This is a genomic window from Algibacter pacificus, from assembly GCF_008033385.1.
In the GTDB taxonomy this organism is placed as follows: Bacteria; Bacteroidota; Bacteroidia; order Flavobacteriales; family Flavobacteriaceae; genus Algibacter; species Algibacter pacificus.
Map to the genome: position 1 here is coordinate 379274 of NZ_VOGY01000002.1, position 16064 is coordinate 395337.

The following is a 16064-nucleotide window of genomic DNA, read 5'->3' on the forward strand; positions in this document are numbered from 1 at the left end:
TTATGTTGATACAACCAACAAGCCAGATAGAATATACGTTAAATCATTTATTTAACGATTCTAAAAAAGATCAAATTAAAATTCTAAAAGCTTTGTCTAAGAGTGTATTTCGGCCCATGCAACTTCTAGATTTTAAAGATATATATCTTTCAATAACAAAAACACAAGGTGCGTTTCTAAAAAGCTTAATTGTAGAAAATCAGTATAAAAATATCGTGGAATTTGGAACTTCTTTTGGTATTTCGACCTTGTATTTAGCACAAGGCGTTTTAGAAACCAATGGTCATATTATAACAACAGAATTAATTGAAACTAAAGCTAAACGGGCTGTAGAAAACTTTAAAAAAGCAGGTGTAGAAAACCATATTGAAATGAGGATAGGGGATGCAATGGAAGCATTAAAAGGTCATGATAAGCCTATTGATTTATTGTTTCTGGACGGTTGGAAAGATTTGTATTTAATATTATTTCAAATGCTTGAACCTAATTTTAGAAGTCATACTTTAATTTATGTGGACAATGCAAATATGAAAGCATCGCAGGTGTTTTCAAACACCATTTCTAAAAACAAAACCTACCAAATGACCTCGAAATTTAAAGGTAAAGTGGTATTAATACGTAATAAAAGATAATCTTATGAGTGATATAGCAAATTGCCCAACTTGTGCGGCGAAAGCAGTAATAAAAACTATTAACGGTGAAACTATTTATAAAGCGGTTCAAGATGAAGATGCCTTAAAAAAAGTAGGGCAACTAAAAAAAGCCATGCAAAAGTTTAAAGAAAAAGCAGAAGCCTTAGAAAAAGAATTAGCGCAATTAAAATCTTAATAGTTCAAATTAAGGATTTGCATTAGAATAATAATGCGGTAGCAAAAGGCCTATCCTGTGAAAGCTATGGGTTTCGTAAGAAGTGTGGCATATAACAAACAGCAAAACAGACCTTGAATAATAACACCATGTATTAAAAATAGACTATGAATATTTTGAAAAAAAATTACGGATGGATCATTGTAACCATTTTGGCAAGCTTACCATTATTGGTTATTTTGAGAATGATAAACATTGATTTTTCTAATGGTATAGCACTTTCTTTTGCAGAAAATACCGTTGGAGAAGGAAGAACTACCATAGAAATGCTCTATCATGTTTCGGGTGAATTCGCTATTCGTTGGATGACGGCCGTATTAACCTGTACACCATTTTTTATTCTTTTTGGTGTTAATAATCTCTTTGTAAGACAGGCTATGGGGATTGCAACTGCTATTTGGAGTTTAATTCATTTTATAATTTTTATAGCAGCCGAAGGTTTTTCTGAAACCTTTACTCAGGTTAATTATATCGCTGGTTTTATAGCCGTTTTAATACTTATTCCATTGTTTTTTACTTCCAATAGAAAGTCCATGAAAAAACTTAAAAGGAATTGGAAAAAACTCCAAAGTCTAGCTTATGTAGCTATCTTTTTAAGTCTACTTCATGTTGCTATTTTAGATAAAACTTGGATTATATATGCTGTAATAGTTGGTTTAGGCTTTATAATTCGAGTGCCTATAGTGAAAGAAAAATTAATAGCGATACGCCAAAAAAAATAAAATGAGTTTAGTAGAAAACCTATTAAAAAAGATGGTGCTAGAAAAAGCCATCATTGATAAGAAGGAAAAATTATCGAACATTGTTTATAAAGTAAGGATTAAAAGTGAAGGCATAAAAAAACAAGATTTTGAGCCCGGTTATTTTATACGTTTAGGTATTGGTATTGGAAATGACGAGCTGTCAATGAAAGACAAAGTGAGGAGTTATAGCGTTTGGGATATTAACAAAACCGAAGGTTATTTAGATCTGGCCATTTCAACCGAAAGCCGAGGTATTGGCGCGCAATGGGTCGAGCACTGTAAAGTGGGTGAAACCGTTTATTTCAAATGGAAGAAAGGTCATTTTTTAATTGATAATTCCGCAGACAGCTATTTGATGATTGGAGATTTATCGGCATTATCGCATTTATATATAATAAATCGTAATTTACCAAAGTCTAAGCAAGTTGAAAGTTTAATTTATAGTCAAGATTCTAATGATTTTTTTGAAGATATTAATGGCAAAAAACCATTTAAATTCTATCAATTAGAAGAAAATGACATAGATGAAATTTTAACTATAGTAAAAGAACTTGTGGCTAAGATGAAAGGAAATAAAATGGTTTATATAGCAGGGTATAGTCGTATTTGTGTACCTTTAAATCATTATTTTAGAAAAGAATTGCATTGGAATTCCAAACAGATAAAGATTAAACCGTTTTGGAATCCAGAAAAAAAAGGATTGGAATAAAAATGAGTATTCGTAAAAAGTATAAAGACATTAGAGAAGCTACTATCCAATTTTGTAGCCATTTAGAAATTGAAGATTTTTCTATTCAAGTCGTGCCATTTGTGAGTCCAGCAAAATGGCATTTGGCACATACTACTTGGTTTTTCGAAACTTTTATTCTTAAAAATTATTCAGAAGATTATGTGGAATTCGATTCTAATTTCAACTTTCTATTTAATAGTTATTATAATAATGTTGGTGATAGAATATTGCAAAATAACAGAGGTAATATGTCTCGGCCTAGTACAGAAAAAATCTTTAAATATCGTGAGTACATAGATTCTAAAATGCAAGATTTTTTAGAGCAAACAACCGATAAACAAATAATAGATTTAGTTATCTTAGGATTAAATCACGAACAACAGCATCAGGAATTACTAGTAACAGATGTAAAATACATGTTGGGACATAATCCTATTTTCCCTGTCTTTAATGAGGACTTCAATTTAATTGAAGATAAAAATAAAAGTGATAACATTGTAAAAATAAATGCAGGTATTTATAAAATAGGACACCAAGGACAAGACTTTTGTTATGATAATGAGCTTGGGGTACATCAAGTTTATGTGGACGATTTTGAAATACATAATCAGTTAGTTACCAATGGTGAGTTTCTAGAATTTATGGAAGCTGGCGGGTATTCCAATTTTAACCTTTGGTTAGATGAAGGCTGGTCTTGGGTAAATACAAATAAGATAAAAGCACCGCTATATTGGCATAAAATTGAAGGCGAATGGTATAATTATACCCTTGCAGGATTACAACAAATAGATAAAACCTCCATATTAAGTCATATCAGTTATTTCGAAGCTCACGCGTTTGCAGAATGGAAAAATATGCGATTACCAACCGAGTTTGAATGGGAGATTGCAGCAAAACACTTAGATTGGGGAAAACGTTGGGAATGGACTAACAGTGCATATTTACCATATCCAAACTTTAAAAAAGAAAATGGAGCTGTTGGCGAATACAACGGCAAATTTATGAGTAATAAAATGGTGTTGAGAGGCGCTTCTGTAGCGACATCACAGCAGCATAGTCGGCCGACTTACAGAAACTTTTTCGGCTCAACCACCAAATGGCAATTTACAGGAATTAGATTAGCAAAATAATATGATTGAAACAGTAAAAAATAAGCCGATTTTCAAAGTTTTAGAAAATTCAGAAATGCTTAATACTTTTAAAAAAGATGTAGAAAATGGACTCAATGCATCTCCTAAAACACTGCCCTCAAAATATTTTTATAATAAAGTGGGTGATGCGCTTTTTGTTGAAATCATGAATCTTCCAGAGTATTATTTAACCCGAAGTGAATTGGATATTTTTCAAAATAAAACAGAAGGTTTAATTAAAGAATTGGCTTTAAATAAAGACTCTTATTTTGAATTAATAGAACTTGGAGCTGGCGATGGTTTAAAAACAAAAAAGTTATTAAGTGCATTAGATGCCCAAAATTTCGATTTTGATTATTTGCCTATCGATATTTCAAAAAACGCATTGCATTTATTAGAAGAAGATTTAAATAAGGTTTTACCTAATGTATCAGTAAAAACGCAGCAAGGTGATTATTTTGAGGTTTTATTGAATTTAAAAGCGAGTGCGAATCCTAAAATTATCTTGTTTTTAGGGTCCAATATTGGAAACATGAACGATGCTATGGCTGCACAATTTATTTATAATTTAGGTGCTAATCTAAAAGCTGGGGATAAATTACTACTTGGAGTCGATTTAATAAAATCTAAAGATATTGTTTTACCTGCTTATAATGATAGCAAAGGCATTACCGCTAAATTTAATCTTAATCTTTTAGAAAGAATTAACGAAGAGCTAGGTGGAGATTTTAATCTTGATAACTTCAAACATCAACCAGAATATAATGAGACCGATGGTGTTGCAGAAAGTTTTATTGTTAGCAAAAAGAATCAAACGGTAGAGATAAAAGCATTAGAAGCTACGTTTCAATTTAAAGCTGGTGAAAAAATTAATACTGAAATTTCAAGAAAATATAATGACGTCTTAATTGAGGAAATCATTTCAAATACCGATTTTACATTAGAAACTAAAATTATGGATAGTAAAAATTATTTTGCAGATTATATTCTTTCAAGACATTAAAAATTGATAAGTTATTTATAATGGATAAACCCAAATTAGCCGTTTTAGGCTTAGGCAGTCGTTCAACTTCATTTTACTTAAGTAGATTAAATGCTGAATTTCAGGACAAAAAGGGGAGCTACAGTACATGCCCATTATGGCTATTAAATACTAATTTTAATGCAATTAATACGCTTTTACCAAATACGTCTAAACAATTAGATTCCATTGTTAATGCATATATAAAAGAGATAGAACAACTAGATATCGAGTATATATTAATTCCGAATATCACTCTTCACGAAACTGTGGATCGGTTAAAAATTAATAAAAAGATACTGCATCCTATTGATTTAACCATTTCAAAAATTAAAGAAAATAAATGGAATAAAGTCGTTTTATTCGGTTCTCTTTTCAGTATGAAATCAACCTATATTAGTGATGCTTTTAAGGCTGAAGGTATTACCGTTATTGCTCCTTCAGAAAAGGATATGAAGTTTATAGATAGGGTGAGAACAGAGATTTATAATGAAGCAGAAACTGAAGATTTAATTGAAGCCTACCATCTATTAATTAATCAATACGCGACTAATACGCCTGTAATAATGGCGTGTACAGAGTTGTCCATTTTAAAGCCAAATAACCATAAACACCTTTTGGATATGGCAGATGCTCAAATAAAAGGGGCGGTAAACATTTACCATTTTTAGCCTTACATGCATCAATATATAATAATCAAAAAACCAGATCTTTGTCTTTATTAATAGGTTATAAATACATTTAATTATGAAAATAGCAGTAACATCAGCAAGTGGAAAATTAGGCGCTTCAATAGTTAATCATCTCATTACCCAAATTGGCAAAGAAAATGTAATAGGTATTGCTAGAACACCAAAGAAAGCCGAATGTTTAGGTGTTGAAATTAGAAAAGGGGACTACAATAACCGCAAAGATTTTAATACAGCTTTAAAAGGTGTTGATGCCGTTTTACTTGTTTCTGGAATGGACGCGCCTGATAAACGAATAGAACAGCATAGAAATGTAATTGAAGCAGCCAAAACTAATAGTGTTAAAAAAATAGTGTATACCAGTATTGTTGGAGCAGAACAGGGTAATGCGTTTAGCCCGATAGTACAAACCAACCGACAAACAGAAAATGACGTCAAAAATTCTGGTTTAGAATGGGTAATAGGACGAAACGGTATTTATATTGAACCCGATTTAGAATACATAGATACGTATGTTAAAGAAGGTGAAATAAGGAATTGTGCGGCCAATGGAAAATGCACGTACACAAGTAGAGATGAATTAGGATATGCCTATGCCAAAATGTTGATTGAAGATAAGCATACCGGACAAGTGTATAATCTTGTTGGTGATGCAATAACGCAAACAGAACTTACACATAAAATAAATCAAGTTTTTAATACAGATCTTGTTTTTAATTCTGTTTCTGTAAATGAGTATAAAGACGAAAGAACCAAAGCTTTGGGCGATTTTATGGGAACTATTATTGCTGGAATTTATGAAGGTATCAAAGGTGGGGCTTATAACGTTACTTCAGATTTTGAAAAAGCAGCGGCACGACCACATATATCAACTATAAATATGATGGAAGTGTTTAAAAATATATAGCCTATTATTTTTAAAGCGTAGTGTTGTGCTAAAGGCTCTTTATATTTTGAGATTATAACTTTATTGAACCATCTAAAAATAAGATCAGGATTATTTTAGGACTTAAAAGTTGAGTTCAAAAAAAAATATAGAATTGATTTATAAAAAAAAGGTGTATTGTTTTTAAACAATACACCTTTTTTTTGTTATCTATTTAAAAATTAACACATTAAAAGAATCGGGTTTTTAAGAAATAGATTATTTTAAAAAACAAGAAATTATAGCATAAAAATAAAAAAATATGATTTTGATAATTATTTTAATTAATAATTAAAAAATAATAAACATAATCTTACATAACGTGATATCTGTCATGTTTTTAAAACTTGATCTATACTAAATTTGTTGAAATTAAACATCACAGTTATGAATATATCGCATATAGAACATTTAGGTATTGCAGTAGAAAATCTAGAAGAATCCATAAAATATTATGAGGACGTTTTAGGATTAAAATGTTATTCTATAGAAGAGGTTGTCGATCAGAAAGTGAAGACAGCCTTTTTTTTGGTAGGTACTACAAAAATTGAATTATTAGAAAGCACCTCTCCCGATGGCCCTATTGGTAAGTTTATAGAGAAAAAAGGCCCTGGAATACATCACTTAGCTTTCGCCGTACCAAATGCAACCGAAGCATTAAAAATAGCCGAAGATCGTGGCGTAAGACTTATAGATAAGGAATCTAGAAAAGGCGCTGAAGGTTTAAATATTGGGTTTCTACATCCAAAATCTACTTTAGGTGTTCTTACGGAACTATGTTCAAAAGAATAATAATTTGAATAAAAAAAATAGATAAGCAAAATATTAAATTTATGGCAAATCAAGACAAAATTAACGAGCTTATAGAAAAAAGAGCAGAGGCCAAGTTGGGAGGTGGAGAAAAACGTATCGACTCTCAGCATGCAAAAGGTAAATTAACCGCTCGTGAACGTATAGATATTCTTTTGGACGACGATAGTTTTGAAGAATTCGACATGTTTGTTACTCATAGAACAAAATCTTTTGGTTTAGATAAACAAGTTTACCTTTCGGATGGTGTGGTTACCGGACATGGTACTATTGATGGAAGGATAGTATATCTTTTTGCCCAAGATTTCACCGTTTTTGGAGGTTCATTATCTGAAACCTATGCTCTAAAGATTTGTAAAGTTATGGATATGGCCATGAAAATTGGCGTACCGGTAATAGGTTTAAATGATTCTGGTGGTGCTCGTATTCAAGAAGGTGTAAGATCTTTAGCAGGATATGCAGAGATTTTTCAAAGAAATATAATGGCTTCGGGCGTTATTCCTCAAATATCATCCATATTAGGACCTTGTGCTGGTGGAGCCGTTTATTCTCCAGCATTAACAGACTTTACTATTATGACGGAAGAAACAAGTTACATGTTTGTTACCGGACCTAAAGTCGTAAAATCGGTAACAGGTGAAGTGGTAACAGCAGAACAATTAGGTGGTGCTAAAATTCATTCAACACGATCTGGGGTGTCTCACTTTTTAGCGGAAAGTGATGAGGAAAACTTATTATTAATTCGTAAGATATTAAGCTACATGCCTTCTAATAATTTAGAAGAAGCACCAGTACTTGAATGTAATGACCCCATCGATAGATTAGAAGATGCTTTAAATGATATTATACCAGAAAATCCTAATCAACCTTATGATATTGTGGATGTCATTTCAATATTAACCGATAATGGTGAGTTTACAGAAGTTCACAGAAACTACGCGAGAAATATTTGTGTTGGTTTTGCTAGATTTAATGGTCATCCAGTTGGTATAGTTGCCAACCAACCAAAATATTACGCTGGTGTTTTAGATATTGATGCTTCAAGAAAAGCGGCCCGATTTGTTCGTTTTTGCGATTCCTTCAATATTCCAATAGTAACCCTAGTTGATGTCCCTGGGTTCTTACCTGGAACGGGGCAAGAATATGGTGGTATTATTTTACACGGTGCTAAATTATTATTTGCTTATGGCGAAGCTACAGTACCTAAAGTAACTATTACGTTACGTAAATCTTACGGTGGTGCTCACGATGTTATGAGCTGTAAACAATTAAGAGGCGATTTAAATTACGCATGGCCAACAGCAGAAATTGCCGTTATGGGGGCTAAAGGTGCAGTTGAAGTTTTAGAAGGCTCTAATATTAGAAAAATAGAAGATGCTTCTGAAAAAGAAGACTATATCCAGAAAAAAGAAGACGAGTACACGCAACGATTTGCAAACCCATACCAAGCAGCGAAATACGGCTTTATTGATGATGTTATCGAACCTAGAAATACACGTTTCAGAATTGTTAGAGCATTAGAATTGCTTCAAAACAAAAAAGAAGTAAATCCACCTAAGAAACATTCAAACATTCCATTATAATGATACACATACTATTAACTACAGATCCAATAAGTGAAGGTTACGTGATACTAATTACAGGGTTGTTAATTGTTTTTAGTGCCTTAATAACACTAGCGCTTTTCTTTAATTTCGGATTACCAATATTACTTTATGTATATAAAATAATAACAAAAGGAAAAGATAAAAAAGTAAGCGAAATTAAGGTTAAAAGCGATAGCGGTTTTACAGGAGAAATATCGGCTGTTATCGGCGCTGCCGTTCATATGTACACAAGCGAACAGCATGATTTTGAAAGTGCTATTTTAACAATAAAACAAGTTAAAAAACCATATTCACCTTGGAGTTCTAAAATATATGGAACTCAAAATAGATTATAAAATATGAAAAGTTATAAATTTAAAGTCAACGAAAACGGGTACACCGTAAATATAAAATCTCACGAAGATAACATCATCAAATTAGAAGTCAACGGAACGATTTATGATGTGATTATGGAAGCCGATATTAAGAAAAGTAAAACTCCTACGCTGGTACGTTCTGCCTCTAAGCAACCGGTTCAGCCTTTAAAAGTAAATGCTAAGTCGAAAACAAGTAAAATTGTTGCACCCATACCAGGGGTAATAATGTCTCTCAATATAAAAGTAGGAGATACTATTAAAGAAAACGATTTATTATTAGTTCTGGAAGCTATGAAAATGGAAAATAATATAGTTGCAGAAAAATCTGGAGTCGTTACAGCTATACATGTTGCGGTGGGCGAACAGGTTTTACAAGACGCTTTAATGATAGAACTAGAGTAGTTATTTTAAAGTTCATGTTATTAAAAAAAGTAAACTAATTATTATCTAAAAAGATAAAAAAATGAAGAAACTAATATTAGTATTTAGTGTTTTATCCTTATTGATCTTTATTAGACCAGTATTCGGATTAGGCGCAGATACGAACTCTACAAACAATACTTCTGTATCAACAACGCAAGTTGAACTTTCAGAAGGTGAAGGTGTTTTCGATGGAGCTCTTAATGGAATAAAAACGTTTTACAGTTACACAGGGTTTGCTAATTCAAGCTCAGGAAATGTCATTATGATAATTATAGGAATCGTTTTTATTTATTTAGGAATTAAATACGATTACGAACCTTTATTATTAATTCCAATTGGCGCCGGTGTTATACTCGGTAATATTCCTTTTGTGGCCGGAAATCAAACGGGGATTTATGAAACAGGATCTGTTTTAAATTACCTTTATTTTGGTGTCGTCAAAGGGATATATCCACCACTAATTTTCTTGGGTATTGGTGCTATGACGGATTTCTCGTCACTAATTGCAAATCCTAAATTAATGCTTTTAGGCGGTGCGGCACAAATAGGTGTATTTGCAACGTTTTTAGGTGCTCTTTATTTAGGCTTTAATCTTCCTGAATCGGGTGCAATAGGTATTATTGGTGGTGCCGATGGCCCAACAGCCATATTCCTTTCATCTAAACTAGCAAACGGAGTTAACATTATGCCAGATGGTACAACGGTTAAAAACTTAATTGGGCCAATCGCTATTGCAGCATACTCTTATATGGCATTAGTACCCGTAATTCAACCGCCTTTAATGCGCTTGTTAATTTCTAAAAAAGATAGAAAAATTAGAATGAAACCACCAAGAGCGGTAACACAAAAAGAAAAAATGATTTTCCCTGTAGTGGCTTTAATTTTAACAACTTTTATTTCACCTAGCTCATTACCGTTATTAGGGATGTTATTCTTTGGTAACTTACTAAAAGAATCTGGAAGAACAGAACGGTTAGCTGATACAGCACGAACCAAATTAATTGATATTGTTACTATTTTACTTGGGGTAACTGTTGGTGCCTCTACACAAGCAGATATTTTTATCACCAAAGATTCTATGTTAATATTTGGACTAGGAGCTACCTCCTTTGTAATTGCTACTTGTGGCGGACTATTATTTGCTAAATTTATGAATCTATTCCTAAAAGGCGATAATAAAATAAATCCTTTAATTGGTGCGGCAGGCGTTTCTGCTGTTCCCGATAGTGCCCGAGTTGTACATACCGAAGGATTAAAATCAGATCCAACAAACTATTTATTAATGCACGCTATGGCTCCAAATGTTTCAGGAGTTATTGGGTCTGCTATTGCTGCAGGGATCATATTAAGTTTCTTAGGTTAAAACATGGTTCTTTTAATTATTAAAATGAACAAACAGCAATTTTTAAATTTTTTATAAAATGAAAATACCAAATAAAATGACAGCAGATGAGGCTGTTAAGTTAATAAAATCTAACGATAGAGTTTTAATTCAAGGAGGTTCGGCAACACCACAAGCACTAATAAACGCAATGGTGGCTAGAGCTCATGAATTAAGAAATGTTGAACTTGTACATTTGCATACAGAAGGAGCTTGTGGATATACCGCACCAGAATTAAGAGAAAGTTTTCATACCAATGCTTTTTTTATCGGTGGAAACATTCGTAAAATGGTTGGAAATACCGTAGATTATATTCCCGTTTTTTTAAGTGAAATTCCTAGTTTATTCCGTCAAGGTTATATGGATTTAGATGTGGTAATGGTAAATGTGTCGCCTCCAGATAAACATGGGTTTTGCTCATTGGGAGTGTCCGTAGATATTGTTATTTCGGGTATTGAACAAGGTAAAAAGGTTATCGCTCAAATTAATTCGCGTATGCCTCGTACTTTTGGTGATGCTCAAATACATTTAAAACATTTTGATGCTTGTGTTGAAATAGAAGAAGAAATCTATGAAATGAGTTTTGTAGAACCTTCAGAAATTGAAAAATCAATAGGTAAAAACATTGCAGAAATTATTGATGATGGCGCAACGCTTCAAATGGGTATTGGTGGTATTCCAAATGCTGTTTTAACATTTTTACATAACCACAAAAATTTAGGGGTACATACCGAAATGTTTTCTGAAGGTGTGGTAGATTTAGTAAAAAAAGGAGTTGTAAACGGTTCTAAAAAGAAAACTAATCCTTATAAAATAGTTTCTGGTTTTGCTATGGGAACACGTCGTTTATACGATTTTATGGATGATAATCCTGAAATTGAAATGAATGATATTGGATATGTAAATGATACCTCTATAATTAGAAAGAATCCAAAGGTAACCGCGATAAATTCTGCGATTGAAGTAGATTTAACAGGACAAATTTGTGCCGATTCTATTGGGCAAAGAATGTTTTCCGGAGTTGGTGGGCAAATGGATTTTATGCGTGGTGCGGCATTATCGGAAGGCGGAAAACCAATTTGCGCCATTACTTCTACAACAGGAAAAGGGGTTTCTAAAATAACACCAGTGTTAAAAACCGGTGCCGGTGTAGTAACAACCCGTGCACACGCTAGGTTTATAGCTACAGAATATGGTATAGCCGAATTATTTGGCAGAAACCTTAAACAACGTGCACAAGCGCTTAGAGACATTGCACATCCCGATCATAGAGAAGAATTAGATAAAGCTATTTTTGAAAGATTTGGAAGTAGTTTAATGATAAAATAATATTAATTATTATGGACAATAAAAACAAAAAACTTTTTTCAGATTTCCCTCCGGTTTCTACCGAGCAGTGGATGGAAAGAGTGACCGCAGATTTAAAGGGGGCCGATTTTGATAGAAAACTAGTTTGGAAAAACCTCACTGGAATTAATTTTCAGCCTTGTTATAATCTTGAAAACAAAATTACACAGCTTAAAAATACCGGCGAAAATTCGCAGTCTTTAGTGAATTACCGTAAGGTGGCTGTTTGTTGTGCAGAATCTGGAAATGAACTAGCTTTAAAAGCGATTGAAGAAGGTATAACCGGTATTATTTTTCAATTATTAGAAACGGTTTCTGTTGAAGAACTTTTAAAAGGTATCGATTTAGAAGCTATAACAGTTTCGTTTGAACTTTATAATAACGCCGTCGTTTTTACTAAGGATTTAGTTGCTTTTGCAAAGGGTAAAGCCTTAAAAGGATACATAAATACAAGCGTTATTTCTAACTATGTTACTACTGGAAATTTTAACGATAGTAAAATAGATGAACTAGCAGAACTTATAAAATTAACTGAAGATTTTCCAAAATTTAAAGCTATTACCATCTCCGGAACCGAGTATTTAGATTCAGGAGCCAATCAAGTTCAAGAAATAGCTTACACCTTAAATTCTTTAGTTTTTTTAATTGAAAAATTAAATAAAAAAGGCATTTCGGTTCAATATATTTTAAATAATTCAAACTTTTTATTAGCTATTGGTTTGGAATATTTTGTTGAAATAGGCAAATTTAGAGCCTTTAATAACTTATTAGCCGAAGTGGCCAATAAATATGGCGTTGCAAAATATAGCAATATTATTACCGCTAAAACTTCTATTTGGAGCAAATCTATTACCGATGCCGAAACTAATTTATTGCGTTGTACTACCGAAGCCATGTCGGCCATTTTAGGAAATGTCGATGGGGTTTTAATCGATCCTTACGATAAGGAATTTAAAACGCCTTCAGATTTTTCTAGTCGAATAGCGGGTAATATTACTACTATTTTAAAAGAAGAATCGTACTTCGGAAAAGTTTCAAATCCAGTCGATGGTTCTTATTATATTGAAGAAGTAAGTTCTAAAATAGCAGAGAAAGCTTTAGAATTATTTAAAGCAATTGAAGCGGACGGTGGTTTTTATAAAGCATTTGAAGCTGAAGCTATTCAAGAACAAATTGCTGAAATTCGCTTGAAAAAATTAAAATTAATTAGTCAACGTAGAACACCGATGGTTGGGATAAATAAATATCCAAACCTTATGGAAACTGTGGATGAAAATTTACTTTCCAAAGGAGACGTCACAAATTCTAAGGTATTAACGCCACGTAGAGCATCTTTAGAAATTGAAGCCATGCGTAGAGTAACCGAAGAGTTGGTAAAAGAAACGGGAAAACGTCCTATAGTTCAATTAGCTAGTTATGGTAATTTAACCATGCGTAAAGCTAGAGCTGCTTTTGCTTACGATTTTATTGGTGTTAGTGGTTTCGATGTGCATCAAGAAGAAAGCTTTGCCGATGCAGTTACGGCTGCCGATGCGAGTGCTAAATCAGATTCACAAGTAGTGGTTATTTGTAGTTCCGATGAAGATTACGATGCTACAGCTACAAACTTTATAAAAGCATTTAGAGCTATAAATACTAATAAAGTATTATTGTTAGCCGGTGCGCCAAAAAACATGGACGAATTAACTGAATTAGGTTTAGATGGTGTTGTAAATATGAGATCGGATGTACTTGTAACACTTTCTGCCATTCAGAATAAAGTTCAAAAAACCTTAAAAACTTTAGAAGTATGAGACCCGATTTTTCAGATATAAAATTAAATTCAGCCGTTAAACAAACCGCTGCAGTTTCAGAAGATCATCACGTTTGGAATACTCCCGAAGGCATTCCCGTAAAAAAACATTTCACAAAAGAAGACATTGCAGAGGCTGAGCATTTAGGTTATGCTGCTGGTGTGCCTCCTTTTTTAAGAGGGCCTTATAGTGCTATGTATGCCATGCGTCCTTGGACCATTAGACAATATGCTGGTTTTTCTACTGCCGAAGAGTCTAATGCCTTTTACAGAAGAAATTTAGCGGCTGGTCAAAAAGGACTTTCTGTTGCTTTCGATTTGGCTACACACCGTGGTTACGATTCCGATCATCCTCGTGTAACGGGAGATGTTGGTAAAGCTGGTGTTGCCATAGATTCTATTTTAGATATGGAAATTTTGTTCGATCAAATTCCATTAGATAAAATGTCGGTTTCTATGACTATGAATGGTGCTGTATTACCAATTATGGCTTTTTATATTGCAGCAGCAAGAAAACAAGGTGTTGCTTTAGATAAACTTTCTGGAACCATCCAAAATGATATTTTAAAAGAATTTATGGTGCGTAATACATACATTTATCCACCATTACCTTCCATGAGAATTATTGGTGATATTTTTGATTACACCACGAAAAACATGCCTAAGTTTAATTCCATTTCAATTAGTGGTTACCACATGCAAGAAGCAGGGGCAACGGCAGATATTGAGTTGGCTTATACTTTGGCCGATGGTATGGAATATATTAGAACGGGATTAAAATCTGGTTTAAAAATTGATGAATTTGCACCGCGTTTATCCTTCTTCTGGGCAGTAGGAATGAATCACTTTATGGAAATTGCTAAAATGCGTGCGGCACGTATGCTATGGGCAAAAATCATTAAGTCTTTCAACCCAAAAAATCCAAAATCAATGGCATTGCGTACGCATAGCCAAACGTCTGGATGGAGTTTAAGTGAGCAAGATCCTTTTAATAATGTTGCTAGAACTTGTGTAGAAGCTATGGCTGCCACTTTAGGTGGAACACAATCTTTACACACCAATGCCTTAGATGAAGCGATTGCATTGCCAACCGATTTTTCTGCGAGAATAGCGCGTAATACTCAGATTTTTATTCAAGATGAAACACAGATGACTAAATCTGTAGACCCTTGGGCTGGTTCTTATTATGTTGAATATTTAACCCAAGAAATCGCTAAAAAAGCATGGGCTTTAATTGAAGAAGTTGAAGAACTTGGTGGCATGGCAAAAGCTATTGAAACTGGTGTTCCTAAACTTCGTATTGAAGAAGCTTCGGCTCGTAAACAAGCGCGTTTAGATTCTGGTCAAGATATTTTAGTTGGTGTGAATAAATTTAAAACAACTGAAAAATCTAACATAGAAATTTTAGAAGTAGATAATACGGTGGTTAGAGATTCTCAAATTGCCCGTTTAAATAAAATGAAAGCGGAACGTAATTCTGAATTGGTTGCAGCTAATTTAAAAGCATTGGAAGATTGTGCTGGTAGCGGAAAAGGTAATTTATTAGAATTAGCTGTAGAAGCAGCTGAAAATTTTGCTACTTTAGGTGAAATTTCAGATGCTTTAGAAGTTCATTTTGGAAGACATAAAGCGGATACTAAATTAATAAGTGGTGTGTACGGAAAAGAAGTAAATAACGATGATACTTTTGCTAAAGCGCAAAAATTAGCCGATAAATTTGAAGAAGTTGAAGGGCGCAGACCAAGAGTTATGATTGCAAAAATGGGGCAAGATGGTCACGATAGAGGCGCTAAAGTAGTCGCTTCTAGTTTTGCAGATTTAGGTTTCGATGTGGATATGGGATCTTTATTTCAAACGCCAGAAGAAGTGGCGAAACAAGCCATAGAAAATGATGTACATTTTGTAGGAGCCTCAAGTTTAGCGGCGGGTCATAAAACTTTAATTCCTCAATTAATTGGTGAATTAGAAAAATTAGGACGACCAGATATTATGGTTTTTGCTGGAGGTGTTATACCTGCTCAGGATTACGATTATTTATTAGAAAGAAAAGTAGCAGCCATTTTTGGTCCTGGTACTGTAATTTCAGAATCGGCCATTACCATTATGGAAAAATACCTAGAGCAAGAATAAGTTTTAAATAATCCCATGATATAAATTTTTTAATTAATTGTTTGTCTTAAAAGAGGCTATCTAAACGTATTGTTTGATGTTGTTTTGAGGTGTTGAAGTTTTATAATTATCA

16 protein-coding genes are annotated in these 16064 nt (G+C 33.2%); all 16 read left to right on the forward strand.

All coding sequences use genetic code 11. The features are described from left to right. Nucleotides 1-2: 2 nt before the first annotated feature. On the forward strand, nucleotides 3-632 hold the full coding sequence (locus tag FQU21_RS04750; RefSeq protein ID WP_147676844.1) for an O-methyltransferase: 630 nt from the start codon (nucleotides 3-5) through the stop codon (nucleotides 630-632). Nucleotides 633-636: 4 nt separating this feature from the next. Beyond that, nucleotides 637-828 carry a hypothetical protein gene (locus FQU21_RS04755; RefSeq protein ID WP_147676845.1) on the forward strand — a complete coding sequence of 64 codons (192 nt, stop codon included), beginning with the start codon at nucleotides 637-639 and terminating at the stop codon, nucleotides 826-828. Nucleotides 829-974: 146 nt separating this feature from the next. After that, nucleotides 975-1589: a ferric reductase-like transmembrane domain-containing protein gene (locus FQU21_RS04760; RefSeq protein ID WP_147676846.1), complete on the forward strand. Its 615-nt coding sequence runs from the start codon at nucleotides 975-977 to the stop codon at nucleotides 1587-1589. 1 nt (nucleotide 1590) lies between these two features. Then, nucleotides 1591-2319: an SIP domain-containing protein gene (locus FQU21_RS04765; RefSeq protein ID WP_147676847.1), complete on the forward strand. Its 729-nt coding sequence runs from the start codon at nucleotides 1591-1593 to the stop codon at nucleotides 2317-2319. Nucleotides 2320-2321: 2 nt separating this feature from the next. Next, nucleotides 2322-3470, forward strand: a complete 1149-nt coding sequence (gene egtB, locus FQU21_RS04770; protein ID WP_147676848.1) for an ergothioneine biosynthesis protein EgtB — start codon at nucleotides 2322-2324, stop codon at nucleotides 3468-3470. Between the two features lies 1 nt (nucleotide 3471). Beyond that, nucleotides 3472-4473, forward strand: coding sequence for an L-histidine N(alpha)-methyltransferase (locus FQU21_RS04775; protein ID WP_246124762.1), 1002 nt, complete (start codon nucleotides 3472-3474; stop codon nucleotides 4471-4473). Nucleotides 4474-4493: 20 nt separating this feature from the next. Then, nucleotides 4494-5162: an aspartate/glutamate racemase family protein gene (locus FQU21_RS04780; RefSeq protein WP_147676849.1), complete on the forward strand. Its 669-nt coding sequence runs from the start codon at nucleotides 4494-4496 to the stop codon at nucleotides 5160-5162. A 76-nt stretch (nucleotides 5163-5238) separates the two neighbouring features. Continuing rightward, nucleotides 5239-6087 (forward strand): SDR family oxidoreductase, encoded by an 849-nt coding sequence (locus FQU21_RS04785; protein ID WP_147676850.1) that lies wholly within the window; start codon nucleotides 5239-5241, stop codon nucleotides 6085-6087. Between the two features lie 405 nt (nucleotides 6088-6492). After that, the gene (mce, locus tag FQU21_RS04790) at nucleotides 6493-6897 is read left to right on the forward strand and encodes a methylmalonyl-CoA epimerase (protein WP_147676851.1); all 405 of its coding nucleotides are present in this window, start codon (nucleotides 6493-6495) and stop codon (nucleotides 6895-6897) included. 41 nt (nucleotides 6898-6938) lie between these two features. Beyond that, nucleotides 6939-8498 carry an acyl-CoA carboxylase subunit beta gene (locus tag FQU21_RS04795; protein WP_147676852.1) on the forward strand — a complete coding sequence of 520 codons (1560 nt, stop codon included), beginning with the start codon at nucleotides 6939-6941 and terminating at the stop codon, nucleotides 8496-8498. Next, the gene (locus FQU21_RS04800; protein ID WP_147676853.1) at nucleotides 8498-8857 is read left to right on the forward strand and encodes an OadG family protein; all 360 of its coding nucleotides are present in this window, start codon (nucleotides 8498-8500) and stop codon (nucleotides 8855-8857) included. The genes FQU21_RS04795 and FQU21_RS04800 overlap by 1 nt, the downstream gene beginning before the upstream one ends. Before the next feature lie 3 nt (nucleotides 8858-8860). Further along, complete coding sequence (locus tag FQU21_RS04805; protein ID WP_147676854.1) at nucleotides 8861-9280, forward strand: acetyl-CoA carboxylase biotin carboxyl carrier protein; 420 nt, start codon at nucleotides 8861-8863, stop codon at nucleotides 9278-9280. 61 nt (nucleotides 9281-9341) lie between these two features. Continuing rightward, a complete protein-coding gene (locus FQU21_RS04810; RefSeq protein WP_147676855.1) occupies nucleotides 9342-10664 on the forward strand; it encodes a sodium ion-translocating decarboxylase subunit beta in 1323 nt (440 codons plus the stop codon). Between the two features lie 58 nt (nucleotides 10665-10722). Continuing rightward, nucleotides 10723-12012: an acetyl-CoA hydrolase/transferase family protein gene (locus FQU21_RS04815; RefSeq protein WP_147676856.1), complete on the forward strand. Its 1290-nt coding sequence runs from the start codon at nucleotides 10723-10725 to the stop codon at nucleotides 12010-12012. Nucleotides 12013-12023: 11 nt separating this feature from the next. Beyond that, complete coding sequence (locus FQU21_RS04820; RefSeq protein WP_147676857.1) at nucleotides 12024-13823, forward strand: methylmalonyl-CoA mutase family protein; 1800 nt, start codon at nucleotides 12024-12026, stop codon at nucleotides 13821-13823. Next, entirely contained in the window at nucleotides 13820-15952 is a 2133-nt protein-coding gene (scpA, locus tag FQU21_RS04825; RefSeq protein WP_147676858.1) for a methylmalonyl-CoA mutase, read from the forward strand. Before FQU21_RS04820 ends, scpA begins: the two co-directional genes overlap by 4 nt. Nucleotides 15953-16064 lie beyond the last annotated feature (112 nt).

What these genes read in the sequence shown, in the direction of transcription:
- FQU21_RS04760 (WP_147676846.1), top strand. Translation starts at nt 975, where the DNA reads ATGAATATTTTGAAAAAAAATTACGGATGGATCATTGTAACCATTTTG.
- scpA (WP_147676858.1), top strand. Translation starts at nt 13,820, where the DNA reads ATGAGACCCGATTTTTCAGATATAAAATTAAATTCAGCCGTTAAACAA.
- FQU21_RS04820 (WP_147676857.1), top strand. Translation starts at nt 12,024, where the DNA reads ATGGACAATAAAAACAAAAAACTTTTTTCAGATTTCCCTCCGGTTTCT.
- FQU21_RS04810 (WP_147676855.1), top strand. Translation starts at nt 9,342, where the DNA reads ATGAAGAAACTAATATTAGTATTTAGTGTTTTATCCTTATTGATCTTT.
- FQU21_RS04780 (WP_147676849.1), top strand. Translation starts at nt 4,494, where the DNA reads ATGGATAAACCCAAATTAGCCGTTTTAGGCTTAGGCAGTCGTTCAACT.
- mce (WP_147676851.1), top strand. Translation starts at nt 6,493, where the DNA reads ATGAATATATCGCATATAGAACATTTAGGTATTGCAGTAGAAAATCTA.
- FQU21_RS04755 (WP_147676845.1), top strand. Translation starts at nt 637, where the DNA reads ATGAGTGATATAGCAAATTGCCCAACTTGTGCGGCGAAAGCAGTAATA.
- FQU21_RS04815 (WP_147676856.1), top strand. Translation starts at nt 10,723, where the DNA reads ATGAAAATACCAAATAAAATGACAGCAGATGAGGCTGTTAAGTTAATA.
- FQU21_RS04795 (WP_147676852.1), top strand. Translation starts at nt 6,939, where the DNA reads ATGGCAAATCAAGACAAAATTAACGAGCTTATAGAAAAAAGAGCAGAG.
- FQU21_RS04805 (WP_147676854.1), top strand. Translation starts at nt 8,861, where the DNA reads ATGAAAAGTTATAAATTTAAAGTCAACGAAAACGGGTACACCGTAAAT.
- FQU21_RS04750 (WP_147676844.1), top strand. Translation starts at nt 3, where the DNA reads ATGTTGATACAACCAACAAGCCAGATAGAATATACGTTAAATCATTTA.
- FQU21_RS04775 (WP_246124762.1), top strand. Translation starts at nt 3,472, where the DNA reads ATGATTGAAACAGTAAAAAATAAGCCGATTTTCAAAGTTTTAGAAAAT.
- FQU21_RS04765 (WP_147676847.1), top strand. Translation starts at nt 1,591, where the DNA reads ATGAGTTTAGTAGAAAACCTATTAAAAAAGATGGTGCTAGAAAAAGCC.
- FQU21_RS04785 (WP_147676850.1), top strand. Translation starts at nt 5,239, where the DNA reads ATGAAAATAGCAGTAACATCAGCAAGTGGAAAATTAGGCGCTTCAATA.
- egtB (WP_147676848.1), top strand. Translation starts at nt 2,322, where the DNA reads ATGAGTATTCGTAAAAAGTATAAAGACATTAGAGAAGCTACTATCCAA.
- FQU21_RS04800 (WP_147676853.1), top strand. Translation starts at nt 8,498, where the DNA reads ATGATACACATACTATTAACTACAGATCCAATAAGTGAAGGTTACGTG.